The following is a 23,315-nucleotide window of genomic DNA, read 5'->3' on the forward strand; positions in this document are numbered from 1 at the left end:
AGATATAAAGGGGGAGAAACGATATGCATCGCGGTAAAGGGATGAAATTTGTAACCGACTCTCGAGTAGGAATCTCGAATCGGAAACAAAATATTGCAAAAGACTATTCTGAATACCCAGGACGCACTGAGGCGTTCTGGCCGAACTTCTTGTTGAAAGAGTGGATGGTCGGTTCGGTCTTCTTGATCGGATTCATCGCCTTGACGATCGTCGAGGCACCACCGCTCCAAAACATCGCCGATCCAACGAACACGTCTTACATTCCGTTACCGGACTGGTATTTCTTGTTCTTGTATCAATTGCTCAAATACCAATTCGCAGCAGGGGACTGGATCCTTCTTGGGACGGTCATCTTGCCAGGCGTCGCTTTCACGGCGCTCTTGATCGCACCATGGCTCGACCAAGGACTCGAACGCCGTCCGGCGAAACGTCCGGTCGCCATCAGCTTCATGCTTCTCGGCGTGTTGTCGATCTTCTACTTGACGTGGGAATCGGTTCAAACGACACATTGGGATCAAGTGCATGAACAAGGAATCTTGGAAGTACCGGGCGAGGGCCCTGAAATCGATACGGCCGCACCAGGTTACGAGATTTACTCGGCGCAGTCATGTGTGAACTGTCACGGTCAGAACCTCGAAGGCGGGGCAGCAGCTCCTGCACTCGTCGGCACTCAGTACACGGCCGAAGAGATCGCGGATATCGCGGTCAACGGTGTCGGTACGATGCCGGCCGGCCAATGGGACGGTTCGGATGAGGACCTCCAAGCCATGTCTGAATTCATCGCTTCATACGGTGAAGGCGGAGAAAACAACCAATAAACGATTGGTTCAAGAAGTGTGACCCGTCAAACGGGCCACACTTCTTTTTACTTTCGTTTCGTTGCGCTACAATGAAGAAAAAAAGGATGGAATACTCGAATGATACATATGTTGCGCCCGATCCTGACACACCGGCTCGTGTTAGGACTACTCTTTCTCATCAATCTGCTCGGCACGATCTACGGGTACGTCTGGTATGAGCCCCAGCTTCGCGATACGCCGCTCATCTATTGGCCGTTCGTACCGGACAGCCCGACGGCCTCGCTCTTCTTCACGATTGTGCTCGGCCTATGGCTCGCCGGAAAGAAGTCGCCGCTCATGGAGACGCTCGCCTTCGTGACGCTCATCAAGTATGGGGTGTGGGCCGTCATCATGAACCTCTTGTTCTTGCGGGAACTCGGACCGGACGCGGAGACGTTCACCGTGCTCATGGCCGTCATGCTGATGGTGTCGCACGGAGCGATGGCGTTCCAGGCGCTGTTGTATGCACCGTTCATGACATGGACGGTTCGTTCGTTCGTTATGACGCTCGTCTGGGTAGTCCACAATGACGTCGTCGATTATGTGCTCGGCCAATGGCCGCGCTATCCGTCGCTCGCCGAGCATATCGCCTGGATCGGCTACGGTTCGTTCTGGTTGACGGGAATATGTTTTTTTATGGGATACCACCTCATCCTGCGCACTTCACTTGATAATAAGTTCATAAGAATGTAAAATCAGGGTATCAAATACACGCAGAGGTGATAGAGAACATGTCATTAGGTGGCTATATTTTCTATCTTGCACTGATTATGCTCATCCCATTATGGGCCCAGATGCGAGTGAAAAGTACGTACAAAAAATTTCTTCAACAACCGATTCAAAGCGGCGTCACCGGCGCCCAAGTCGCTGACTTCATCATGAAACAAAACGGCGTCAACAACGTCCGCATCGAGATGGTCGACGGACTGATGAGTGACCATTACGATCCGGTCAATAAAGTCGTCCGTCTCTCACGTGAAGTGTATCAAGGCTCGACAATCTCATCGGCTGCGATTGCGGCCCACGAGATCGGCCACGTCATTCAAGATGCGACCGACTATAAGATGATGCGTGTCCGCCACCGGCTCGTGCCGGTCGTGAACATCACGTCGAACTTGTCGTTCCCGCTTCTCTTAGGTGGTTTCTTGCTCGGCGCGATGGGCCTCGCCCAACTCGGTGTCGTCATGATGCTCGGGGCGGTCGTGTTCCAACTCGTCACACTCCCAGTCGAATTCGATGCCTCGAAACGGGCCATGGCTGAACTGACGAGCCACGGAATCGTCACGGCAACCGAAGAGTCGGGTGCGCGCAAAGTGCTCAACGCGGCAGCATGGACGTACGTGGCGGCAACGCTCGTCGCCGTCGCCGAATTGATCCGCTTGGCACTCATCGTCTTCATGCCACGTGATGAGTAGAATCAACGGTCCCGTCTCGCGACGGGACTTTTCTTATCATGTTTGGAAAGGGGACCGAGATGTCAAAACCACAGTTGACGAAGGCGGGTCGTCTGCGTCTGATCGAACAACTCGAGACGCTTCGCATCGAGGGTCGGCGTGAAGCACTCGAACGTGTCAAGGCGGCCCGGAAATTTTGTGACTTTCGAGAAGATGTGACGTACTTTGACGCAGTGCGTGAACAAGAGCGCATCGAGACGAAAATCATCGAACTAGAGCGAACGCTCGCCGATGCCGTCGTCGTGGAAGAGGAAGCGACTGCCGGAAAGGTTGGGTTCGGTGACACGGTGACGTTGCGAGAACTGCCGGATGGTGACACCGAGACGTACCAAATCGTCGGCGAGCTCGAGGCCGATCTGGCAAACGGGTCGATCTCGGCGACGTCACCGCTCGGTAGCGGTTTGATGGGAGCTGCCGTCGGTCAAACCGTCTCCATCGCTTCACCGGGCGGCACGCTCACGTTTGAGATCGTCCGCATCGAACGATAATGAAACAACGCCCCGTTCATTCGAACGGGGCGTTGTGCGTCGTGACTTATTTCAAAGGAATCCGGTTCTCATCGAACGTGAACCCTTCACCACCGACTTCATAGACGTGGTGGAACGTGACGAAAGCGTGCGGGTCGATCTGTTTGACGATCGTCTTCAACCGGTTCACTTCGTTCCGTCCGACGACGACGTAGAGGACTTCAAGTTCCTTGTTCGAATAGCCGCCTTTGGCGAGAAGACGGGTCGTCCCGCGGTTCATCGTGGCGTGGATGCCGTCGGCGATGGCCGTCCGATGGTCGCTGATGATCATGGCGGCCTTCCCGGCATACGTCCCTTCCTGCATCGAGTCGATGACGCGGGCCCCGATATAGACGGCGAGGAGCGTATACATCGCCTCGCGAATATCAAGATACGTCAAACTGAGGACGATGACGAAAAAGTCGAACACGAGGAACGTCTTGCCGATCGACCAGCCGACGTAACGTTGCACGAGCCGGGCAATGATGTCGACGCCTCCGGTCGTGCCGCCGTTATTGAAGATGATGCCAAGACCGACCCCGATGAACAGGCCGGCGAACAAACTCGCGAGCACCATGTCGTCCGTCAAATCGATGACGAGGTTTGAGTACTTGGCAATGAGGGCGTACCAGAGCGAGAAGCTGAACGTCCCGATGAGCGTGTAGATGAACGTCGTCCGCCCGAGCAGCTTATAGCTGACGAAGAAGAGCGGGATGTTGAGCGCCAAGTTCGTGATCGATGGCGACCAATCGAACAAGCCCCGCAGAATCAAGGTGATGCCTGTGAAGCCGCCTTCCGCCAAGTTGTTTTGGACGTTGAAGTGGTAGACACCGAACGCGAAAATAAAGGAACCAATCAAAATGAAGAATATATTGCGAAACCGAATCGGTAATTGTACCGTCATCTGGTTCACCTCCCATCTAGTAGCGTACTCGAAAAACCTCTCGATTGCCTACCCTGAACATATGACAATCGAGACGGAGTCCGATATACTTTTCACAGAAGAGGTGATTTTATGAAAATAGTAGCAATTGGGGCCCATCCGGACGACATTGAGATTGGCATCGCCGGTATGACCGCCCAATGGACCGAGGACGGGGTCGAGGTCCTATACGTCGATTTGACGAGAGCCGAACTGTCATCGAACGGGGACGTCGTCACCCGGGGGAAAGAAGCCGAGATGGCCGACCGTGTGCTCGGCATCCGGCGTGTGAACCTCGGTTTTCCGGACCGGGGTTTGACAGGGGACAATGAACAAGTCGAGGCGCTCGTCCGTTTGATTCGGACCGAACGTCCGACACATGTCTTTTATCCATACGGCGTCGACCGCCATCCTGACCACGGGGCTTGCGCCCGACTCGTCGAGGAGGCGCTCTTTAACGCGGGAATCCGTAAATTTATGCCGGACGTCGCCGCGTATCGACCGTCGAGCGTCTATCAATATATGATCAACGCCCATACGACGCCTGACGTCTGCATCGACATCACGGCGACGATTGAACATAAACTAAACGCTTTACGGGCTTATGCCAGTCAGTTCACACCGGTCGACGGTGTGGCGACACCGCTCACGGACGCCTATCTCGATCGGGTGTTGGCACGGGAACGGCATTTCGGCAGTTTGATCGGAACGGAGTACGCCGAAGGGCTCATGACGACCCGTCCGTACGTTGTCACGAAGGCGGGTGAGCTCGCATGAGACTACGCATCGGGGTCCTTTGTTATCCGTCGGTCGGAGGTTCAGGCATACTCGCTACCGAGCTCGGCATGAAACTCGCCGACCGGGGGCATGACGTTCATTTCATCACGTCGAGCATCCCGTTCCGACTGAACGCCTACCATCCGAATATCACGTTCCACCAAGTCGAGATCAACCAGTACTCGGTGTTCCGCTATCCGCCGTACGACATCACGCTCGCCTCGAAAATCGCGAGCGTCATCCAGGCGTTCGGTCTTGATGTCATTCATGCCCACTACGCGGTGCCGCACGCTGTCTGTGCCGCCCTCGGGCGCGAGATGGCCGGGACGAAGACGCCAATCGTGTCGACGCTCCACGGGACCGATATCACCGTGCTTGGGGAAGACGAAGAACTCAAGCCGGCCATCCTTTATGGGTTGCGCCAATCGAACGCGATCACGGCCGTCTCGGACAGCTTGAAACAAGAGACGCTCGAGCGGATCGGGTCCGATTTGTCGATTGACGTCATCCATAACTTTATCGATGAGGCCGTCTATCAACCGCAGGCCGATACATCGCTTCGCGAACGATACGGTTTATCGGAACAGGACCGGGTCGTCATCCATATCTCAAACTTCCGTCAAGTGAAGCGAATCGACCTCGTGCTCGAATCGTTCCAGCAGATGAACGTGCCGCACAAAAAACTGCTCCTCGTCGGTGACGGCCCGCTCATGGGAGCGATGCGCCGCCTCGTGAGCGAGATGGGGCTCGAAGAGCAAGTCATCTTCGCCGGGAAGCAAGAGCAAGTGGCGGCACTTCTATCGATGTGCGACGTCCATATCCTGTTGTCGGATAAAGAGGCGTTCGGCCTCGTCGCTCTCGAGGCGATGGCGACGGGTGTGCCGTCGGTCGTCAGCGATGCGGGCGGATTGCCGGAAGTCATCACCGACGGCGTGGAAGGGTTTGTCGTCAAACGCGGCGACGCGCTCGCGGCGACGAAAGCGCTCGAAGCGATCTTGCTCGACCACGAGCTCCATGCACGCTTCCGTGCGAACGGGCTCGAGCGGGCCAAACAGTTCGCCTCGGCCGATATCGTCACGGCGTATGAATCGCTTTATGAACAGGTGGTGGGACGATGACGGAATGGGAATACGCTAAACGAATCATCGAGACGATCAACGCCCACGGTGGCGAAGCGTACATCGTCGGGGGGGCCGTCCGTGACTATATGCTCGGTACGCTTCCGGATGATATCGATATCGCCACGTCGCTCTTCCCGGACGAAGTCATGCGCTTGTTCCCGAAATCGGTACCGACCGGGATTGACCACGGCACGGTGACGGTCATCCTCGACCATCATCCGTTCGAAGTGACGACGTTCCGCTCGGAAGGGACGTACTCGGACTCGAGACGACCCGACCATGTTTCGCTCGGCGTCTCGCTTGAAGAAGATATGAAACGGCGTGACTTCACCATGAACGCGATGGCGTTCCACGACGGCAACGTCGTCGACTTGTTCGGCGGACGGATGGACCTCGAGGCACGTGTCATCCGGACCGTCGGCAGCCCCTATGAACGCTTCAACGAGGACGCGCTCCGCATCATGCGGGCGTTCCGCTTCATGGCACAGCTCGATTTTCGGCTCGACGAAGACGTGCAACGGGCTTCACGCGAACTCGGCCACAAACTGCAAGACATCGCGAAGGAACGGGTCGCCATCGAGTTCGAGAAGTTGATGATGGGCCCGGCATACCGAAAGGCGCTCGCGGCGATACTTGACCTCGGCATCTATCAATACTTGCCGAACGTCACGGAGACGCTCATCCGCCGTGTCATCGCCGACAAGCGGACCCCGGTCGACCCGGTCGGGGGCTGGGCGTTGTTCGTCTATTATGCTGACGCCACCGATTGGCTGACACCGTGGAAACGCTCGAACGTACTGAAGCGGGAGGCGGGCGTGCTCGCGCGTCTGTTCGACAGCGGGCTCGACACGTTCACCATCTATGAGACGACGCCGGAGACGCTAGCGACATACTTGCGGATGTCCGGACGAAGCGAGACGGCCGAACAGTTGAAGCGGCAGTTGCCGATCCAGTCGCGTCGGGAACTCCGATTCGATGGTCGCGATGCGCTACATCTCGGTGCCCGGGGACCGCTCATCAAACAGCTGCTCGCCCACGTTGAGCGGCTCGTGCTCATTGGCGAGCTCGCCAATGAGCCGGAATCGTTACGAAAGGAGGCCGAACAATGGCTTCGACACGCGGAAAAGTCTTAAATCTGTTGCAGGACGGGGCCGTCTGGAGCGGTCAAGAGTTGGCCCGCCAATTAAATATTTCACGTACCGCTATTTGGAAGCATATCGAGACGTTAAAACAAGACGGGTATGCGATTGAAACGATTCCTCGAAAAGGGTATCAATTGTTCGGTCAGACCGACCGGCTCGATGAACCGGCGTTCGTATCGTTCCGAAAAGGGCGGTTCGGACAAGTCGTCCATGCGTTTGAGCAAATCGACACGACCCAACGCATCGCCCATGAATTGGCGCAAAAGGGCGTCCTCGAAGGAACGCTCGTCATCAGCGAAGAGCAGACAGCGGGCCGAGGCCAACTCGGCCGGAACTGGTATAATCCGAGCCACGTCAATATCGCGGCGAGCGTGATTTTGCGGCCGGCGTTGCCGATTCGAGACGCCTCGAAGCTGACGCTCATGGCGGCGAGCGCGTTCGCGCGCGCCCTGCACGCGCAAGGCATCCCGGCCACCATCAAATGGCCGAACGACTTGTTGCTCAACGGGAAAAAAATCGGCGGCATCTTGACCGAGATGCAGACGGAGGGTGACCGGATTCAAGCCGTCATCCTCGGCTTCGGGATGAACGTCAACAGCGAGGTCATCCCGGAAGAGCTCGCGCATCGGGCCACATCGATCAAACTCGAGACGAATCAGACGCATCGCAGAAGCGAGCTGCTTGCCAACTTACTCGCCGAGCTTGAAAGCGAATATGACTTGTTCCTTGAGTCTGGGTTCGGCCCTGTGCGCAAGCATTGGCTCGAGCATGCCGCTTATCTGAACGAATCGATCACGTTGACGGCATCAGGTAAGCCGAGGTATGGAACGATGCGCGGTATTTCGGAAGAAGGCGCACTCCTTTTGGAACAAGAAGGAATCATCGAGCCGATTTATTCGGCGGAGATCGCAGTTTGGAATGATTGATGGAAACGGGTTCGTGGTCTATAATGAATGTGCCGGACGCTATCGCTCGCGAAGTGTACCGGAACTGCAGACCGCCACTCTATATTTTGTCTGCCTTGATCATTTTGACAGGGACAGAAGGACACTCAACTACTTGAGATTGTTTTCGTGCGCCTTCTTACCATTCGTGTAGGAAGGCGTTTTTTGTAACCTGTCTCCACATTTAGGAGGAGAACCATATGCACACGATGACTTCGTTATTGAAGAAGATGAAGCAAGAAGAGAAATTGGTCATGTTGACGGCCTACGATTATCCGTCGGCGAAACTGGCCGAGGCAGCAGGGGTCGACATCATTTTAGTCGGGGACTCGCTCGGAATGGTCGTGCTCGGCTACGATTCGACAATCCCGGTGACGACCTCCGACATGGTGCACCATGCCAAGGCCGTGCGCCGCGGGGCACGGAACACGTTCGTCGTCGTCGACATGCCGTTCGCGACATATCATGGCGACTTCGACCGCACGCTTCAAGCGGCCGCGACGTTATTCCAAGACGGTCAGGCCGATGCCATCAAACTTGAAGGGGCCGGTGAGGTGCTCGAGACGATCGAACGTCTGACGAAAGTCGGCATGCCGTGTGTGGCCCACCTTGGCCTCACCCCACAATCGGTCGGTGTACTTGAAGGCTATAAAGTACAAGGGAAATCGCTCGAGGATGCCGAACAGTTGATCGCCGACAGTCTCGAGGCCGAACGGGTCGGTGCGAAGATGCTCGTTCTCGAGTGTGTGCCGCACCAATTGGCCAAAAAGATTGCCGAGGCACTTACAATCCCGGTCATCGGCATCGGTGCCGGTGCCGACGTGGACGGTCAAGTGCTCGTCTATCACGATATCTTGAAATATGGCGTCGACCGTCTGCCGAAGTTCGTCGAGGCGTATGCTGATGTGAACGAGGTCGCGACGACGGCAATCCGCAATTATGTCGAGGCGACGAAAGACGGCTCGTTCCCGCTCGAACGGCACACGTTCACGATGGATGAGTCGTTGCTCGACACGCTCTACGGGGGCAAGGCATGAACATCGTCACGACACCACATGACTTACAGAAACTGTTGACCGACGCCGGGACGATCGGTTTCGTCCCGACGATGGGTTATTTGCATGAAGGGCATCTCAGTCTCGTCGAGGCGGCCAAGTCAGAGAACGACCTCGTCGTCATGAGCATTTTCGTCAACCCGACCCAGTTCGGTCCGAACGAGGACCTCGACCGCTATCCGCGTGATTTCGAGCGTGACGAGGCGCTCGCCCGCGAGGCGGGTGTCGACGTCTTGTTCTACCCGAACACGGAGACGATGTATCCGCTCGACATGGCTCGCGTCACGGTACGTACCGGCGCAGATGTCCTCTGCGGAGCGAGCCGGCCCGGTCATTTCGATGGCGTTTTGACCGTTGTGTCCAAGCTGTTCAACTTGGTCCGTCCGACGCGTGCTTATTTTGGTTTGAAGGACGCGCAACAAGTCGCCTTGATCGAAGGATACGTCCGTGACTATTTCGTCCCGGTCGAGATTCGACGCTGTCCAATCATCCGTGAAGAATCAGGTCTCGCCAAGTCGTCCCGGAACGTCTATTTGTCGGAGACGGAGAAGGCGGATGCAAGTGACATCAATCGGGCATTGGCTGAAGCAAAGGATGCGCTTGTACAAGGCAAAACGATTCAAGATGTGAAAGCACATCTCGAGGAACGTCTGAAGAACATCCCAAACAGTACGATCGACTATGTCGAGATCAAAGACTACCCGACGTTGACCGAGGTGACCTCCGCGTCGACCGAACTATTGATTGCCGTAGCGGTGCAGTTCGAACGGGCCCGCTTGATTGATAATGTGATTTGGAAGAGAGGATGAATCCAATGATTCGAACATTTATGCACGCGAAACTACACAAAGCGACCGTCACCGAGGCGAACTTGCATTACGTCGGTTCAATCACAATCGATGAAGATTTGATGGACGCGGTCGGCATCATGGAAAACGAACATGTGCACATCACGAACAACCATAACGGAGCTCGTATCGAGACGTATGTCATCAAAGGAGAACGAGGTTCGGGTGTCGTCTGTCTGAACGGGGCAGCGGCCCGCCACTTCCAAGTCGGAGATGTCGTCATTATCATGGCGTACGGCCAAATGACGGCCGAGGAAGCGAAACAGCATCGTCCGAAAGTCGCCGTCTTGAACGAACGGAACGAGATCGATCAACTTCTTTATGAAGAGATCGCCCATACGATTCTATGAAACGAGCGGGGATGTCCGATAGAGGCATCCCCGTTTTTTCGTGTATCGTTCTATGGTAAGATGAGACAGACAGAAAGCACGAGCGTGCCGAAGATGGGATGGATGTTATGGACACCTATGTGATAGTGGATTTGGAGACGACTGGTCATTCCGTCAAGTCCGGCGACGAACTGATTGAATTTGCGGCGGTGGTCGTTCAAGGGAGTGAAGTGATTGAGCGCTACAGTACCTTGATTCGCCCGAGTCGCCCAATCCCGCCTTTTATCACGCAGTTGACGACGATCACGAACCAAGACGTGGCGGAAGCCCCGACGTTTGAGGAAGTGATCCCAGATATATGGAAGATGCTCGATGGGCGAATATTCGTCGCCCACAACGTGTCTTTCGATTTGAATTTTTTAAATGAAAGCCTCGAGCAAGCCGGGTACTTGCCGTTCCAAGGGCGAGCGATCGATACGGTCGAGCTGGCCCGGATCCTATACCCGACGCTTGAGAGCCATGCGCTCGAGTCGCTCGCCGAGACGTTTGATCTCGTGCATACTGACGCGCACCGGGCGCTCAGCGATGCCGAAGCGACGGCAGAACTGTTCATTCGTTTGATTGAACGGTTGCGCGCCTTACCACTCGTGACGTTACAACAGTTACGACGCCTGTCCGAGTCGTGGACGAGCAACGTCGAACCGCTCCTCGACGAGTTGATTCTTGAGGTCGGGATCCGAGCCGACGATGAGACGACGTTCGATATTCATCGGAAAATCGCACTCCGACGTCTCGTCGATACATTCGAACCCGCTGTCGAACGCGAACCGTTCGAGCCGTTTCTTCACCGGACAATCGAAGAGACGCTTCCGGCGCTATTCGGTCAATTTGAACCGCGTCAAAGCCAGTTCGAGATGATGCGACACGTCTATAAGGCGCTCGACGACGAGGCGACGCTGTTGATCGAGGCGGGTACGGGGACCGGAAAGACATTGGCGTATTTGATTCCGAGCGCACACCACGCCCTCGAGACGAAGCGCCCGGTCGTCGTCAGCACACATACGATTCAGTTGCAAGAACAGTTGTTGAATCGAGATTTACCAATCTTAAAAGCGATTTTCCCTGAAATCGAGTTCACACTTTTGAAAGGGAGACGCAACTACATCGACCTCCGAAAGTTCGAGATGATTCTCGAAGAAACGAATGACGGGCTGCTCCCGGCGATGTGCAAAGCGATGGTCCTCGTCTGGTTGACCGAGACCGAGACGGGGGACTTGGAAGAGTTGTCATTGCCCGGTGCGGCGTCACAAGGGCCGGCCTCGTTCAAACGGCTGATCCAGGCCGATGCAGCCTCTGACTTCGGTCGCTTCGACCCTTGGTATAGCCGTGACTTCTTCACCCGGGCCGTCTTGCGCTCGAAAGAGGCCGATATCATCGTGACGAACCATGCTTTGTTGTTCTCTGATTTGCAACACCAGGCTGGGATTCTCCCGACCGATACGCCACTCGTCTTGGACGAGGCGCATCAAGTCGAGGAAGTCGCGTCGCATCACTTCGGAGTCACGTTTGACGCGATTCAATTTGACCGCCTGTTCAAATGGTTCGGCTACGGTGCCGACGGCAAGTTTCATTCGCGCGTGCTCGGGCTCGCCGATTTGACGTCCGTCTCGGAAGAGGCGGAGGCGTTCAGCAAAGCGACCGATCAAGCACTCGCCCGCGTCGACGATGAGCTGAACGATTTGCTCACGGCGCTCCAGTCGCTCGGGAAAAAGCGGGAGCAACGTCAAACCGTCCGCTTCGAGCGGGAAGGGGAACCGTTCCGACCGATTCGTGAAGTGGCGAAACGGCTCGAGGACCGACTGCGCACGTTACGGACGACATTGCGACAACTGCACCGTCTCCTCGATGAGCATAAAGAGCATATGACGTTCAAACAACGGGCCGTGCTCGGTGATTTGAAGGCATTCATCGGCGACGTGCGCGATATCGAGAGCGTCCTCTACGAGACGATGCTCACGCGGGACGACGATGCCGTCAGTTGGGTTGAGCTCAATCTGGCTAATCGCAAGTTGACCTCGGTGTACACCCAGCCGGTCGAGATCGGACCGCTCCTGCATGAGCGGCTGTTCGCCAAACGGCCGACCATTCTGACGTCTGCGACGATGACCGTCTCAGGACGATTCGGCTTCATCGAGCGGCGTCTCGGACTCGATGGGGAAAACGTTCGCCGCGTCGTCCTGGCGTCACCGTTTGATTTCAAGAAGCAAGCGAAACTGTTCGTGCCGTCCGACATCCCGCTCATCAACGAAGTTCCGTTGCCGCGGTTCGTCGAGCAGATCGCGGACTCGATCGCCCAAATCGCCAACGTGACGAAAGGACGGATGCTTGTCTTGTTCACGTCGAACGAACTGTTGCGTTTGACGCACGAGGCTGTCAAAGACCAATTGGATGAGGCGTACACGCTCCTCGCCCAAGGGGTCAGCGGCGGATCGCGAAGCCGCTTGACGAAACAGTTCAAGCGGATCGACCAGTCGATTTTGTTCGGAACGGCAAGCTTTTGGGAAGGGGTCGATATTCCAGGCGAGGCACTCACCTGCCTCATCATCGTCCGGCTTCCGTTCGCGCCGCCCGACCAGCCGGTCATGCAGGCTCGGTCCGAGAAGATCGAGGCGACCGGTAAATCGTCTTTCTTTGAACTATCGCTTCCGCAAGCGGTCATCCGCTTCAAGCAAGGGGTCGGTCGCCTGATCCGTTCGAAAGAGGATTATGGCGCCATCTTCGTCTTCGACCGTCGCGTCGAGACGACGCGTTACGGCAAGCAGTTCATCAACAGTCTACCATCCGTCGATCGAATTGACGGACCGCTCGAGACCGCACTCGCTGAACTTGAGCTGTTTTTAGACGAGAAAGAGAAGACCGGGCTAGGAAATCAGAGATAACGCTAGGCATCGTGAAATTATCGCTTTATAATAATGGGTATAGTGTTTTTTGAAGGAGGAGTAATCATGAATTCGAATATTGAGACGTTGGCGACGGTTCGAATCGAGCCGACGGCAGACGTCTACAAAATCGTCGACTTGTTGAATCGTACGTTGAAGAGCCAAGATTTAATGTTCGGTCTTGCTTTAGAGAAAAAAGTGAATGATCCGAAGAAAGAAGAGATGGTGTTCACCATCTATCGGACGGAATGACACGGAAGACAAAAGTAGTGATTGCGTTCATGACGGCACTCATCGGTGTCGTCATCGTATTTAGTGGCATTTATTGGTTCACGGTCGGCCACACCGAGCGGACGAAAGAGAAAATGATCGAGGAAGCGCGTGAGCGACTCGTCGACGAGCAACCGTCCGTCTCGATTGAACGGGCCGAACTGTTTAACGGGACAGAACCGTATGTCGTCTTCGAGGAGACGGATCGGGTCCAGTTCGTGCCGGTCGACGACAAGTTGCCAATCGAGACACGGGATATCGCAACGGTCGATTCAGAACAAATCTGTGCCGATTCGGTCGCAGAGACCGGCGGTACGCTCGTCAGCTGTAAATATGGCTTCGATGAACGGGCATTGATCGAAGTCGTGACAAAAGCGGGCACGTCTTACACGTACTCGTACTATACGCTCCAAGCGGGCGAATTCATTCGACGGGTCCAATTGACGGACTCGCCTTGACGAAACTAGAGGGGGATCTCAATGGAACATCTATTGGCACAACGTGTAAAGCAGTTGACACCTTCAACGACACTCGCCATCACGGCGAAAGCGAAAGCGTTAAAAGCGTCGGGTCAAGACGTGATCGGGCTAGGGGCCGGTGAGCCGGACTTCAATACGCCTGAACGCATCATCGAGGCAGCCTGTCAGGCTGCACGCGATGGCGACACGAAGTATACCCCATCTGGCGGGACGGTCGCACTCAAAGACGCGATCATCGAAAAGACGAAACGCGACAGCAACTTAACGTTCACACGTCCAGAGGTCATGGTCGCTTCCGGTGCGAAACACGCCCTCTATGCGCTGTTCCAAGCGATTTTAGATGAAGGGGACGAGGTCATCATCCCGGTACCATATTGGGTCAGTTATCCGGAGCAAGTGAAGCTGGCTGACGGAGTTCCGGTCTACGTCGACACGAACGAGACGACGATGTTCAAACTGACGCCGGAGCTGCTCGAGGCGGCTATCACGGATCGGACGAAGGCGGTCATCTTGAACAGCCCATCGAACCCGACCGGCATGATTTATACAGAATCTGAACTTTCGGCGCTTGCGGACGTCGTCAAACGGCACGATCTGCTCGTCGTCAGTGACGAGATTTATGAGAAACTCGTTTACGGTGAGGCGGAGTTCGTCTCCATCGCGACGCTTCCTGACATGCGGGAACGGACGATTATCATCAACGGTGTCTCAAAGTCGCATGCGATGACGGGATGGCGCATCGGCTATGCAGTCGGTGACAAGACGATCATCGAGGCGATGACGAACCTCGCGTCGCACTCGACATCGAACCCGACGTCGATCGCGCAAGCTGCGGCGGTCGAAGCCTACAATGGGCCACAAGATGACGTCGAGATGATGCGTGTCTCGTTTGCTGAACGACTCGAGATCGTCTATGAACGACTCATTGCGATTCCAGGAATCACATGCTTGAAGCCACAAGGCGCATTTTACTTATATGCCAACGCCAAAGAAGCGGCCACGATGAGCGGTTACGACTCGGTCGATGCGTGGTGCGAGGCCGTCCTCGGTGAAGCGTACGTCGCGCTCGTCCCGGGTTCAGGTTTTGGTCAGGACGACTACGTCCGCTTGTCATATGCAACAGAATTAAAACGAGTACTAGAAGCGCTCGATCGAGTGGAAGACTTCATTACACGTAACGCTCGATAAGCGAAAGGATGGATATGAACATGACAACTATTTCAATCAGCCAATTTAAAGACTATGAAGGCCAGACGGTCCGGGTCGGAGCTTGGATCGCCAACAAACGTTCGAGCGGAAAGATCGCGTTCCTTCAACTTCGTGACGGGAGCGGCTTCGCCCAAGCGGTCGTCGTCAAAGCCGATGTGGCCGAAGATTTGTTTGCCCTCGCCAAAGGCGTGACACAAGAAACATCGGTCTGGGTGACCGGTACCGTCAAATCGGACGGTGGTCGCACGCCGCTCGGGTTCGAACTCGAGGTGACAGATATGGAAGTGATCGCGGAATCCGTCGACTATCCGATCACACCGAAAGAGCACGGGACAGAGTTCTTGATGGACAACCGTCACCTTTGGCTCCGCTCGCGTCGTCAGCACGCGATCATGAAAGTCCGTAACGAATTGATCCGGGCGACGTACGAGTTCTACAACCAAGAAGGATTCGTGAAGATCGACCCACCAATCATCACGTCGAGCGCACCGGAAGGCACGACGGAATTGTTCGAGACAGATTATTTCGGACAGCCGGCCTACTTGTCGCAAACGGGCCAACTTTATATGGAAGCCGCAGCGATGGCACTCGGGAAAGTATTCTCGTTCGGACCGACGTTCCGGGCCGAAAAATCGAAGACGCGCCGTCACTTGATCGAATTCTGGATGATCGAGCCAGAGATGGCGTTCTTCGACCACGACATGAGCCTCGAGCTCCAAGAGCGTTACGTCTCATACATCGCCAAGTCTGCACTTGAGAACTGCCGTAACGAATTGGAACTGCTCGGACGTGACTTGTCAAAACTTGAAAAAGTTCAAGCACCGTTCCCGCGCGTCCGTTATACGGATGCGATCAAGTTCTTGAAAGAGGAAGGCTTCGACGACATCGAGTACGGTGACGATTTCGGTGCACCGCACGAGACGGCCATCGCCAACGCGCATGACCTCCCGGTGTTCATCACCCATTGGCCGAAAGACATCAAACCGTTCTACATGAAAGTCGACCCGGAGAACCCGGAACTCGTCCTTTGTGCCGATTTGATCGCGCCGGAAGGTTACGGCGAAATCATCGGCGGCTCGCAGCGTGAAGACGACTACGACCGCTTGAAAGAAGAAATCATCAAAGAAGGTCTTGATGAGACGGACGCGTACGACTGGTACCTCGAACTCCGTAAATACGGGTCGGTCCCGCATTCTGGATTCGGCCTCGGCCTTGAGCGGACGGTTGCTTGGATTAGCGGTATCGAGCATATCCGCGAAGCGATCCCGTTCCCACGTCTCTTGAACCGCATTCACCCATAATCGCCGATCGGGGATGACTTTGTCTTCCCCGATTGATTTGTCTAGAAAGGATGTGCGACATGGATGCACATAATATAATCAAGCTGTTCGAACAAAATCCAGTCGTCGTTCCGAGGAAACTGTTCACCGAGGCACGTCGCCTCAACTTGACGCCGGTCGAGTTCAATCTCGTCATCCATCTGCTTGAAATGATTGGGGAAGGCATCGAGATGCCGCTTCCGAGTGAGCTCGGGGACCGGATGAACGTGGCCGAGAGCGAGGCCCGCGCCGTGTTGCTCGGCCTGCTCCAAAAAGAGTTGATCGCCATCGACGCGTCGGCCGAGGTCGAACGATACAGTCTGCTTCCATTGTTCTTGGCGCTCGAGGAAGGGGCGGCACCTGAAAAATCGGCCCATTCGTTGAATGAGAACATCATTCATACGTTTGAGCGCGAGTTCGGGACAATCACTCCATTTGAAATCGAGCAGATTGTCGGCTGGTTGACCGAGGACGGCTTCAGCGAAGAGCTGATCATGGCCGCGCTTCGGGAAGCAAAACTACGCAACGTACGGAACTTCAAATATATGGACAAGATCCTCCGGGTGTGGCAAGACCATAACGTCGAGTCGCTCGAGGACCTCGTCGATTATCAACGGAGGAAAAAGTGATGTTGACGAGAGCCCAATTGAACGAAGTGTCGGACGAGATGCGCCGTATGTTCCCGGACGCCCACTGTGAGTTGACGCACCGCAACCCGTTCGAACTGGTCGTGGCCGTGGCGTTATCGGCGCAGGCGACGGATGCACTCGTCAACAAAGTGACGCCTGGTCTGTTCGAGGCCTATCCGACCGTCGAATCGATGGCCGCGGCAGACGTCGCCGACATCGAGGCGTTAATCAAGCGTATCGGTCTCTATCGGAACAAGGCGAAAAACGTGAAGGCGCTGTCGATGCAAATCGTGGAACGTCATAACGGAATCGTTCCGTCGGACCGCGAATCGCTCGAGGCATTGCCTGGCGTCGGACGGAAGACGGCGAACGTCGTCTTGTCCGTCGCGTTTCATGAACCGGCGTTCGCCGTCGACACACACGTCGAGCGCGTCTCGAAACGGCTCGGGATTTGTCGTTGGAAAGACAACGTCCGTCAAGTCGAGGACACGCTCATGAAGAAGTTCCCGCGCGAAGAATGGTCTCAGCTCCATCATCAGTTCATCTTTTTCGGACGTTACCATTGTAAAGCGCAACGTCCTGCCTGCGAGACATGTCCGCTGTTGCACATGTGCCGCGAAGGCAAGAAACGAATGAAGTCCAAGCAAGCGACCGGACAATGAACAAGCGTCTTCCTGATTACAATGATCAGGAAGACGCTTTTTATACGCAGGGGGGTATTTTTTGGTATACTCAATCCAGTTAGCGATTGGCAAGGAGGATGTATATGGGTGAAACCCGGATTGGAATAAAAGAAAATCAAATGAACTTCATCTTGCTCGTCGTGACGAACTTTTTCGTCGGGTCGATGGTCGGCCTCGAACGGACGATCTTGCCCATCATCGGAGAAGAGGACTTCGGTCTCGTCTCGACGAGTGCGGCGCTATCGTTCATCATCAGCTTTGGATTCTCGAAGGCTGTCGTCAATTACTTCGCAGGGGCCATCGCCGATCGATTCGGGCGCAAGAAAGTGCTCGTCTTCGGCTGGGGGATCGGGTTATTCGTCCCCGTGCTCGTCATGTTGGCCCCGGCCTGGTGGATGATCATCGTGGCGAACGTCTTGCTTGGGATCAACCAAGGACTGACGTGGTCGATGACGGTCAATATGAAGATTGATTTGGCTAAACCGACGGAGCGGGGGCTCGCGGTCGGACTGAATGAATTCGCCGGTTATGTCGGTGTCGCCGTGATGGCCGCCGTCTCTGGGATGATTGCCGTCACGTACGGCAGTCGGCCGGAACCGTTTTATATCGGCGTCCTCGTCGCATTCATCGGTCTCGGGTTATCACTGTTCGTCCGCGATACGACGAATCAGGTACAGCTCCAACCGACGAGCGGGTCTGAGAAAACACGTTCTGCGAGAGACGTATTTATGACGACGACTTGGAAAGATCGCTCGCTCTCGAGTCTGACGGTGGCCGGTCTGTCGACCAATCTGAAAGACGGGATGGCATGGGGCTTGTTCCCGATTTATTTTGCCGCACAAGGGCTCAGTCTAGCTGAAGTCGGATTAATCGTGGCGGTATATCCCGCGGCGTGGGGCTTCTTCCAACTGTTCACCGGGGTATGGAGCGATCGCATCGGACGCAAAGGATTGATCGTCACCGGGATGTGGGTCCAGGCCGGTTCGCTTTGGGCGATTCTTGTCATGTCCGACTATTGGCAATGGGTGCTCGCCGCGGTCATGCTCGGCATCGGGACGGCAATGGTCTATCCGACGCTCCAAGCCTCGATCAGTGACGTCGCCGAGCCGTATTGGCGCGCCTCAGCAATGGGCGTTTATCGGTTTTGGCGCGACAGCGGCTATGCGTTCGGAGCCATCTTTGCCGGGGTGTTGACCGACATATTGTCCATCGATTGGGCAATCGGGCTTGTGGCCGTCCTACCGTTCCTGGCCGGACTCAATGCGCTCGGTCGTTTGCGGGAGACACTTCCAGGTTTGCGTTAATCAAAAAACTGCCTTGCCGAAGCTTCGGCAAGGCAGTTTTTTAATGGTTCCACGGATGGTCGCTCCATTCGCGGCGTTTTTTCGTGATGGGTACTTTTTTGAATCCCCAGTTACGGAAATCTTGGTCAGGACTTTCTTTACGAATGTAAATCTTGTCCTTGATGGCTTTGAAGATCCGGTTCTCATCCCCATAATGGACGAACCGTGGTTTCACTTCGATGACGCCGCGACGTACGCGCGAGAGCGGGAGACAGACGAGGTCAGCGATTTCAAGCCCAGACTGATAGATGGTGTTCTGTTTCTCCGAGAAGATGAAACCTTTAATCTTTTGTCGGCTCTTCTCGACGTCGAGATGGACCGTCCCTGAATTGAAGATATCGAAGAACGCTTTTTGGATGAGCAAGTTTTGATAGTCGTCTCGCGACTCCAAGACGACACGGGCGCTGACCGCTTCCGTCTCTTCTAAGAATGCATAAAACGATTTCATCAAGTGGGCGAAGGCGACGACGTACGGGTCTTTCGGCGTTGAATAAAAGTCGTGAAGTTTTTGTTTATCGACCTCGACGCTGATGATCGTGCAGTTGATATCGCGTAGGAAGTCCGGCAACTTGTTCCAAAAGTCACGAAGCATATCGATCGTGATGCCATCCTCTTTTCCATACGGATGCTCGGCCTTTAAAATCTCTTTTAAATGGAGCGGGATATTCTCCGTCTTGAACACGTCGCGTTTGAAGGCATGTAACCGGCGCTTCAACTCGCATGGCATCCCGGCCTCGTCGGCATCGATTGCATATTTGTATTCCATCAATACGCCGGTGAGGTTGAACTGGGTATTTCCTTTTGGCGTGCCCGTCTCATCGACGAACATGACATACTTCTTTTGTGTTTCCATCTTACTCCTCCAACCATGGCTCAACTGTTTATCTAAGCGAGCCTGCTAATTGTTTTCCAACCTTGGTTTACATTGCTTATTGCGCACTTTTTCAAACTTACGTCAATCTGCGTTTAATCTGTCTTGATTATGGCTAATAAGTAGAAGACTTATTTCAGAAAAATAAATAGCTCTTCCGTAACAAGGTCGTGTCAATTTGACTACACAATGAACTACATACTAGTTTAACATACGGGAGTTTGGTACGATATGGATTGCGGAAAATCCACACAGGAGTCGAGCGACAGAACTCGACAATCAGACTTCAGACGGAAGGAACGGCTGGACCAACCTGTTAAACTAGAGACTAGGGGTGACGACATTGTTCCATTATCCGAACGGGAAAAAGCCGAAACCTGCGGCAACGCCGGTCCGCTCTAATCCGCAGACGTATGCGAATCGAGGCATGAACCTTGAGACGCTGCTGAACGACACGAATGAGTTTTACCGACTCCATGGACGAGCGGTCATCCATAAGAAGCCGACACCGCTGCAAATCGTGAAAGTCGATTACCCGAAACGGAGTGCGGCGAAAGTGACCGAGGCGTATTTCAAGCAAGCGTCGACGACCGATTATAACGGAGTGTATCGCGGGAAGTACATCGATTTCGAGGCGAAAGAGACGAACAATAAGACGTCATTTCCACTCGGAAACTTCCACGACCACCAAATCAACCACATGCGTGAGTGCGAGCGGCATGGAGGGGTTTGTTTTGTCATCATTCGGTTTAGCCGCTATAATACGCAATATGTGTTATCAACGGAGCAATTATTAGTTTGGTGGGAACAGCGCGAATCGGGACGGAAGTCGATTCCGCTCTCTTATATCGAGCAAGAAGCAATTGAAGTTCCAACCCGGGCGATGCCCGCCGTCGATTATTTGACGGCGATTGAGGCGTGGCTCGATTGAAATAGAAGGAGTGAAGCGTGAATGGAACGAAGTCGGATGGCACGTCGACAAGATACGACGAGCAATAAACGTAAACCAGCGGCCAAGAAGCCGAAACAAAAAACGAAGAAGTCAAAGTTTCGACGCATTTTAACGATTTTAGGGATTTTATTCATTATCGGCGTCATCGCCGGCGCCGCATACACGGCGTATGCGATCGCGACGGCACCGCCGCTCGATGAAGAGAAGTTGGTCGATACGTATCCGATCCAACTATTATCAGCTGAAGGCGAACCGCTCGAAGGAAGCGGACAAATTCGGGAGTACGTCTCCATCGATGAAATTTCAGAAGTGATGCAACAAGCGGTCATCTCAATCGAGGACCGTCGCTTCTATGAACATAACGGAATCGACTTGCGCCGTATCGGCGGCGCCGTGGTCGCGAACTTGACGGACGGCTTTGGGGCCGAAGGTGGTTCGACGATCACGCAACAGCTCGTCAAACAATCGTTCTTGTCGACCGACAAGAAATTGAAGCGGAAGCTGCAAGAACAGTGGCTCGCCATCAAACTTGAGCGCGAGTACACGAAAGAGCAGATTCTCGAGATGTACTTGAATAAGAACTATTACGGTACAGGCGGATATGGTGTCCAAACGGCATCGAAACGCTACTTCAATAAGCCGGTCTCAGAAGTGAATTACCAAGAGGCGGCCATTTTGGCGGGTCTCCCGCAACGTCCGAGTGCCTATGACCCGATCAACGGGGACCAGGAACTGACGCGTTATCGTCAAGAGCAAGTGCTCTCAGCGATGAAGCGTGACGGTCATATCACGGAAGAAGAATACAACCAGGCGCTCGACGTCGAGATCGCGGACGTCATCTCACCAGGTGAAGAAACAGAAGAAGAGACGTACACGCGCTCTATTTACGCTCGCGTCCAAGCCGAGCTCGAGGAAGACTACGGTCTCGAGCAGGCCGACATTTACGGGACGGGCTTGAAAGTGTATACGTCAATCAATAAAGATTTGCATACGAAGTTCAATAACGACATTAAGAACGATAACGTCAACCTTCCAACAAGTGAGTTCCCAGAAGATCTTCGCATGGGAGCGACCGTGTTGAACACGAAGACGGGTGAAATCGTCGCCGTTATCGACAGTGAACAAGCGAAACAAGGCGATAAGAACTATCGCGACTATTCGCGCGAAAAACGCCAAATCGGTTCGACGGCGAAGCCGTTCTTCGATTACGGCCCAGGGATTGAGAACGCACAGTGGTCGACTGGGAAAATTTTGATCGATAAAGAGTTTGACGAAAGTGAAACCTTTAAACCAGGGAACTACTATCCAGGGTTCCGCGGTGCCAACACGATGCGTTACTATTTGACGGTTTCCGGGAACACACCAGCCGTCCGTGCCTTCTATGAAGTACAGGAAGAGTTCGGTTCGGAGGCGATTGAGTCGTTCGTCGAGAACGTCGGCATCGAGCCGGCGCGTGCGGGTGACGAGATTCTGCCGGCAAACAGTCTTGGTGTAGCAGAAGCGAGCACGACACAAATGGCGGCTGCTTACGCGGCGCTCGGCACGAACGGTATGTATACGAAGCCGCACTTGATTCAAAAAATTGAATTCAATGACGGCTCGACGATCAACTCACCGATCAAAGCGAAGCAGGCGATGGAAGACTATACGGCTTACATGTTGACGGACATGCTTCGTGACGTCGTCAGCGGTTCGAACGGGACGTATGAACCAGGCGCGTTCCCGTACGACGTCGCCGGGAAGACCGGGACGACGAACGATGAAAAGGGCGAGGAGAATGATAAATGGTTTACCGGCTATACGACCGATTACTCAATTTCGGTATGGACGGCCCGTGTATCAAATGACATACCCGTATCGTTGTTTAAACCGAACTACGCCCAATATTACTTCGAGTATATGATGCAAGAAGTGACGAAAGCGACGGGTCAACCGGATCGCTTCCAGCAACCGGAATCGGTGCTCTCGCTCGGGAACGAGTTGTACGTCAAAGGAACGAAACCGAAAGACTTGCAGCCGGACAAACTCGCCGCGCCGACCGGCGCATCGATTGACTACGATGTGCCAGGCGAGACAGGTACGCTCTCGTGGTCATACGACAAGCAAGCAGTCGAAGCAGCTGGTTACCAAGGACTTTCGTTCACCGTGACGGAGACACGTCCGGACGGTAGCGAGCGTGTCGTCGGCACGACCGAAGACACGAGCATCGCCATTTCTGGCCTCGGTGAAGGGGAGACGACGTTCACGATTGTCGCCAACGCGACGAACGCGCTCGTCGGCGATCAACAGTCGAGCCCGCTCCAAACTTCCTACACGGTCGAACGGAGCGAGGAGCCTGCTGCCGAAGAGGAAGAAGAGCCAGCCACGGAAGAGACGCCTCCTGAAGAAGAAGGCGAGCAAACCGATGGTGAGAGCAACGAGAACAATGGCAATAACGAAAACAATGAGAATAACGGAAACGACAACAACACCGAAGACGAGAACACGGAAGAACCGACCGAAGAAGAACCGACAACCGATGAGACAGACGGGGAGTCGGATTCGGAGGGGGACGTCAGCCGTCAATCGACGTCAGACTCGGATGACCGTAACAACGGCAACGGGAATGGCAACGGGGGTCGTGACTAATCTGACTCACAGGAAACAGGGCGACATCAGCGCCCTGTTTTTCTGTTTCGTTTGCT

General features: G+C 54.6%; 23 protein-coding genes. 21 read left to right on the plus strand and 2 right to left on the minus strand.

Translation table 11 applies throughout. The annotated features are described in order from the left end of the window. Window positions 1-23 precede the first annotated feature (23 nt). The 4 genes from KNP86_RS02955 to KNP86_RS02970 all read left to right on the plus strand — a co-directional run bounded on the left by KNP86_RS02955 (window position 24) and on the right by KNP86_RS02970 (window position 2,781). Complete coding sequence (locus KNP86_RS02955; protein WP_021067210.1) at window positions 24-818, plus strand: menaquinol-cytochrome c reductase cytochrome b/c subunit; 795 nt, start codon at window positions 24-26, stop codon at window positions 816-818. Window positions 819-917: 99 nt separating this feature from the next. Continuing rightward, window positions 918-1,532, plus strand: coding sequence for a DUF1405 domain-containing protein (locus tag KNP86_RS02960; protein WP_214752765.1), 615 nt, complete (start codon window positions 918-920; stop codon window positions 1,530-1,532). A gap of 38 nt (window positions 1,533-1,570) precedes the next feature. After that, entirely contained in the window at window positions 1,571-2,254 is a 684-nt protein-coding gene (locus KNP86_RS02965) for a zinc metallopeptidase (RefSeq protein WP_034777336.1), read from the plus strand. A 59-nt stretch (window positions 2,255-2,313) separates the two neighbouring features. Further along, window positions 2,314-2,781 (plus strand): GreA/GreB family elongation factor, encoded by a 468-nt coding sequence (locus tag KNP86_RS02970; RefSeq protein WP_052090100.1) that lies wholly within the window; start codon window positions 2,314-2,316, stop codon window positions 2,779-2,781. Window positions 2,782-2,827: 46 nt separating this feature from the next. Here the strand turns inward: KNP86_RS02970 and KNP86_RS02975 are convergent, their stop codons facing one another. Next, a complete protein-coding gene (locus KNP86_RS02975; RefSeq protein WP_138859556.1) occupies window positions 2,828-3,703 on the minus strand; it encodes a YitT family protein in 876 nt (291 codons plus the stop codon). A 111-nt stretch (window positions 3,704-3,814) separates the two neighbouring features. Between KNP86_RS02975 and bshB1 the strand changes: the two genes are divergently transcribed. The 15 genes from bshB1 to KNP86_RS03050 all read left to right on the plus strand — a co-directional run bounded on the left by bshB1 (window position 3,815) and on the right by KNP86_RS03050 (window position 18,769). After that, window positions 3,815-4,498: a bacillithiol biosynthesis deacetylase BshB1 gene (gene bshB1, locus KNP86_RS02980; RefSeq protein WP_214752767.1), complete on the plus strand. Its 684-nt coding sequence runs from the start codon at window positions 3,815-3,817 to the stop codon at window positions 4,496-4,498. Further along, complete coding sequence (gene bshA / locus KNP86_RS02985; protein ID WP_214752769.1) at window positions 4,495-5,616, plus strand: N-acetyl-alpha-D-glucosaminyl L-malate synthase BshA; 1,122 nt, start codon at window positions 4,495-4,497, stop codon at window positions 5,614-5,616. Before bshB1 ends, bshA begins: the two co-directional genes overlap by 4 nt. Then, window positions 5,613-6,752, plus strand: coding sequence for a CCA tRNA nucleotidyltransferase (locus KNP86_RS02990; RefSeq protein ID WP_214752771.1), 1,140 nt, complete (start codon window positions 5,613-5,615; stop codon window positions 6,750-6,752). Before bshA ends, KNP86_RS02990 begins: the two co-directional genes overlap by 4 nt. Beyond that, window positions 6,725-7,687: a biotin--[acetyl-CoA-carboxylase] ligase gene (locus KNP86_RS02995; RefSeq protein ID WP_214752773.1), complete on the plus strand. Its 963-nt coding sequence runs from the start codon at window positions 6,725-6,727 to the stop codon at window positions 7,685-7,687. The genes KNP86_RS02990 and KNP86_RS02995 overlap by 28 nt, the downstream gene beginning before the upstream one ends. Window positions 7,688-7,905: 218 nt before the next feature. Next, entirely contained in the window at window positions 7,906-8,742 is an 837-nt protein-coding gene (gene panB, locus KNP86_RS03000; RefSeq protein WP_138859551.1) for a 3-methyl-2-oxobutanoate hydroxymethyltransferase, read from the plus strand. Continuing rightward, window positions 8,739-9,569: a pantoate--beta-alanine ligase gene (gene panC, locus KNP86_RS03005; RefSeq protein ID WP_034777344.1), complete on the plus strand. Its 831-nt coding sequence runs from the start codon at window positions 8,739-8,741 to the stop codon at window positions 9,567-9,569. The genes panB and panC overlap by 4 nt, the downstream gene beginning before the upstream one ends. 5 nt (window positions 9,570-9,574) lie before the next feature. Further along, on the plus strand, window positions 9,575-9,958 hold the full coding sequence (panD, locus tag KNP86_RS03010) for an aspartate 1-decarboxylase (protein ID WP_021067221.1): 384 nt from the start codon (window positions 9,575-9,577) through the stop codon (window positions 9,956-9,958). Between the two features lie 107 nt (window positions 9,959-10,065). Beyond that, a complete protein-coding gene (gene dinG, locus KNP86_RS03015; RefSeq protein ID WP_214752775.1) occupies window positions 10,066-12,876 on the plus strand; it encodes an ATP-dependent DNA helicase DinG in 2,811 nt (936 codons plus the stop codon). Window positions 12,877-12,942: 66 nt separating this feature from the next. Next, window positions 12,943-13,128, plus strand: a complete 186-nt coding sequence (locus KNP86_RS03020; RefSeq protein ID WP_016509977.1) for a YpmA family protein — start codon at window positions 12,943-12,945, stop codon at window positions 13,126-13,128. A 17-nt stretch (window positions 13,129-13,145) separates the two neighbouring features. Continuing rightward, window positions 13,146-13,604: a hypothetical protein gene (locus tag KNP86_RS03025; RefSeq protein ID WP_235420184.1), complete on the plus strand. Its 459-nt coding sequence runs from the start codon at window positions 13,146-13,148 to the stop codon at window positions 13,602-13,604. 21 nt (window positions 13,605-13,625) lie between these two features. Beyond that, window positions 13,626-14,813: a pyridoxal phosphate-dependent aminotransferase gene (locus tag KNP86_RS03030; RefSeq protein ID WP_034777347.1), complete on the plus strand. Its 1,188-nt coding sequence runs from the start codon at window positions 13,626-13,628 to the stop codon at window positions 14,811-14,813. Window positions 14,814-14,833: 20 nt separating this feature from the next. After that, entirely contained in the window at window positions 14,834-16,135 is a 1,302-nt protein-coding gene (gene asnS / locus KNP86_RS03035) for an asparagine--tRNA ligase (protein ID WP_034777348.1), read from the plus strand. Between the two features lie 59 nt (window positions 16,136-16,194). Continuing rightward, window positions 16,195-16,782: a DnaD domain-containing protein gene (locus KNP86_RS03040; RefSeq protein WP_034777350.1), complete on the plus strand. Its 588-nt coding sequence runs from the start codon at window positions 16,195-16,197 to the stop codon at window positions 16,780-16,782. Then, the gene (nth, locus tag KNP86_RS03045; protein WP_034777352.1) at window positions 16,782-17,444 is read left to right on the plus strand and encodes an endonuclease III; all 663 of its coding nucleotides are present in this window, start codon (window positions 16,782-16,784) and stop codon (window positions 17,442-17,444) included. The genes KNP86_RS03040 and nth overlap by 1 nt, the downstream gene beginning before the upstream one ends. Window positions 17,445-17,548: 104 nt before the next feature. Beyond that, window positions 17,549-18,769 (plus strand): MFS transporter, encoded by a 1,221-nt coding sequence (locus tag KNP86_RS03050; RefSeq protein ID WP_214752777.1) that lies wholly within the window; start codon window positions 17,549-17,551, stop codon window positions 18,767-18,769. Window positions 18,770-18,809: 40 nt separating this feature from the next. Here the strand turns inward: KNP86_RS03050 and KNP86_RS03055 are convergent, their stop codons facing one another. Beyond that, window positions 18,810-19,661, minus strand: coding sequence for a DUF3800 domain-containing protein (locus tag KNP86_RS03055; RefSeq protein ID WP_034777355.1), 852 nt, complete (start codon window positions 19,659-19,661; stop codon window positions 18,810-18,812). Window positions 19,662-20,013: 352 nt separating this feature from the next. On the opposite strand from KNP86_RS03055, the gene recU reads away from it, so the two are divergent. Beyond that, entirely contained in the window at window positions 20,014-20,610 is a 597-nt protein-coding gene (gene recU, locus KNP86_RS03060) for a Holliday junction resolvase RecU (RefSeq protein WP_084592793.1), read from the plus strand. 21 nt (window positions 20,611-20,631) lie between these two features. Beyond that, window positions 20,632-23,259 carry a transglycosylase domain-containing protein gene (locus tag KNP86_RS03065; protein ID WP_214752779.1) on the plus strand — a complete coding sequence of 876 codons (2,628 nt, stop codon included), beginning with the start codon at window positions 20,632-20,634 and terminating at the stop codon, window positions 23,257-23,259. Window positions 23,260-23,315 lie beyond the last annotated feature (56 nt).

The sequence above is a fragment of the Exiguobacterium sp. s16 genome (assembly GCF_018618115.1).
Taxonomy (GTDB): domain Bacteria; phylum Bacillota; class Bacilli; order Exiguobacteriales; family Exiguobacteriaceae; genus Exiguobacterium; species Exiguobacterium mexicanum_A.

Excerpts from the sequence above, each read along its gene's own strand:
- nth (WP_034777352.1), top strand. The coding sequence starts at position 16,782 with ATGTTGACGAGAGCCCAATTGAACGAAGTGTCGGACGAGATGCGCCGT.
- KNP86_RS02960 (WP_214752765.1), top strand. The coding sequence starts at position 918 with ATGATACATATGTTGCGCCCGATCCTGACACACCGGCTCGTGTTAGGA.
- KNP86_RS02965 (WP_034777336.1), top strand. The coding sequence starts at position 1,571 with ATGTCATTAGGTGGCTATATTTTCTATCTTGCACTGATTATGCTCATC.
- asnS (WP_034777348.1), top strand. The coding sequence starts at position 14,834 with ATGACAACTATTTCAATCAGCCAATTTAAAGACTATGAAGGCCAGACG.
- panB (WP_138859551.1), top strand. The coding sequence starts at position 7,906 with ATGCACACGATGACTTCGTTATTGAAGAAGATGAAGCAAGAAGAGAAA.
- bshB1 (WP_214752767.1), top strand. The coding sequence starts at position 3,815 with ATGAAAATAGTAGCAATTGGGGCCCATCCGGACGACATTGAGATTGGC.
- panC (WP_034777344.1), top strand. The coding sequence starts at position 8,739 with ATGAACATCGTCACGACACCACATGACTTACAGAAACTGTTGACCGAC.
- KNP86_RS03030 (WP_034777347.1), top strand. The coding sequence starts at position 13,626 with ATGGAACATCTATTGGCACAACGTGTAAAGCAGTTGACACCTTCAACG.
- KNP86_RS02970 (WP_052090100.1), top strand. The coding sequence starts at position 2,314 with ATGTCAAAACCACAGTTGACGAAGGCGGGTCGTCTGCGTCTGATCGAA.
- KNP86_RS02975 (WP_138859556.1), bottom strand. The coding sequence starts at position 3,703 with ATGACGGTACAATTACCGATTCGGTTTCGCAATATATTCTTCATTTTG.
- KNP86_RS02995 (WP_214752773.1), top strand. The coding sequence starts at position 6,725 with ATGGCTTCGACACGCGGAAAAGTCTTAAATCTGTTGCAGGACGGGGCC.
- dinG (WP_214752775.1), top strand. The coding sequence starts at position 10,066 with ATGGACACCTATGTGATAGTGGATTTGGAGACGACTGGTCATTCCGTC.
- bshA (WP_214752769.1), top strand. The coding sequence starts at position 4,495 with ATGAGACTACGCATCGGGGTCCTTTGTTATCCGTCGGTCGGAGGTTCA.
- KNP86_RS02955 (WP_021067210.1), top strand. The coding sequence starts at position 24 with ATGCATCGCGGTAAAGGGATGAAATTTGTAACCGACTCTCGAGTAGGA.
- panD (WP_021067221.1), top strand. The coding sequence starts at position 9,575 with ATGATTCGAACATTTATGCACGCGAAACTACACAAAGCGACCGTCACC.
- KNP86_RS03055 (WP_034777355.1), bottom strand. The coding sequence starts at position 19,661 with ATGGAAACACAAAAGAAGTATGTCATGTTCGTCGATGAGACGGGCACG.
- KNP86_RS03040 (WP_034777350.1), top strand. The coding sequence starts at position 16,195 with ATGGATGCACATAATATAATCAAGCTGTTCGAACAAAATCCAGTCGTC.
- KNP86_RS03065 (WP_214752779.1), top strand. The coding sequence starts at position 20,632 with ATGGAACGAAGTCGGATGGCACGTCGACAAGATACGACGAGCAATAAA.
- KNP86_RS03020 (WP_016509977.1), top strand. The coding sequence starts at position 12,943 with ATGAATTCGAATATTGAGACGTTGGCGACGGTTCGAATCGAGCCGACG.
- KNP86_RS03050 (WP_214752777.1), top strand. The coding sequence starts at position 17,549 with ATGGGTGAAACCCGGATTGGAATAAAAGAAAATCAAATGAACTTCATC.
- KNP86_RS02990 (WP_214752771.1), top strand. The coding sequence starts at position 5,613 with ATGACGGAATGGGAATACGCTAAACGAATCATCGAGACGATCAACGCC.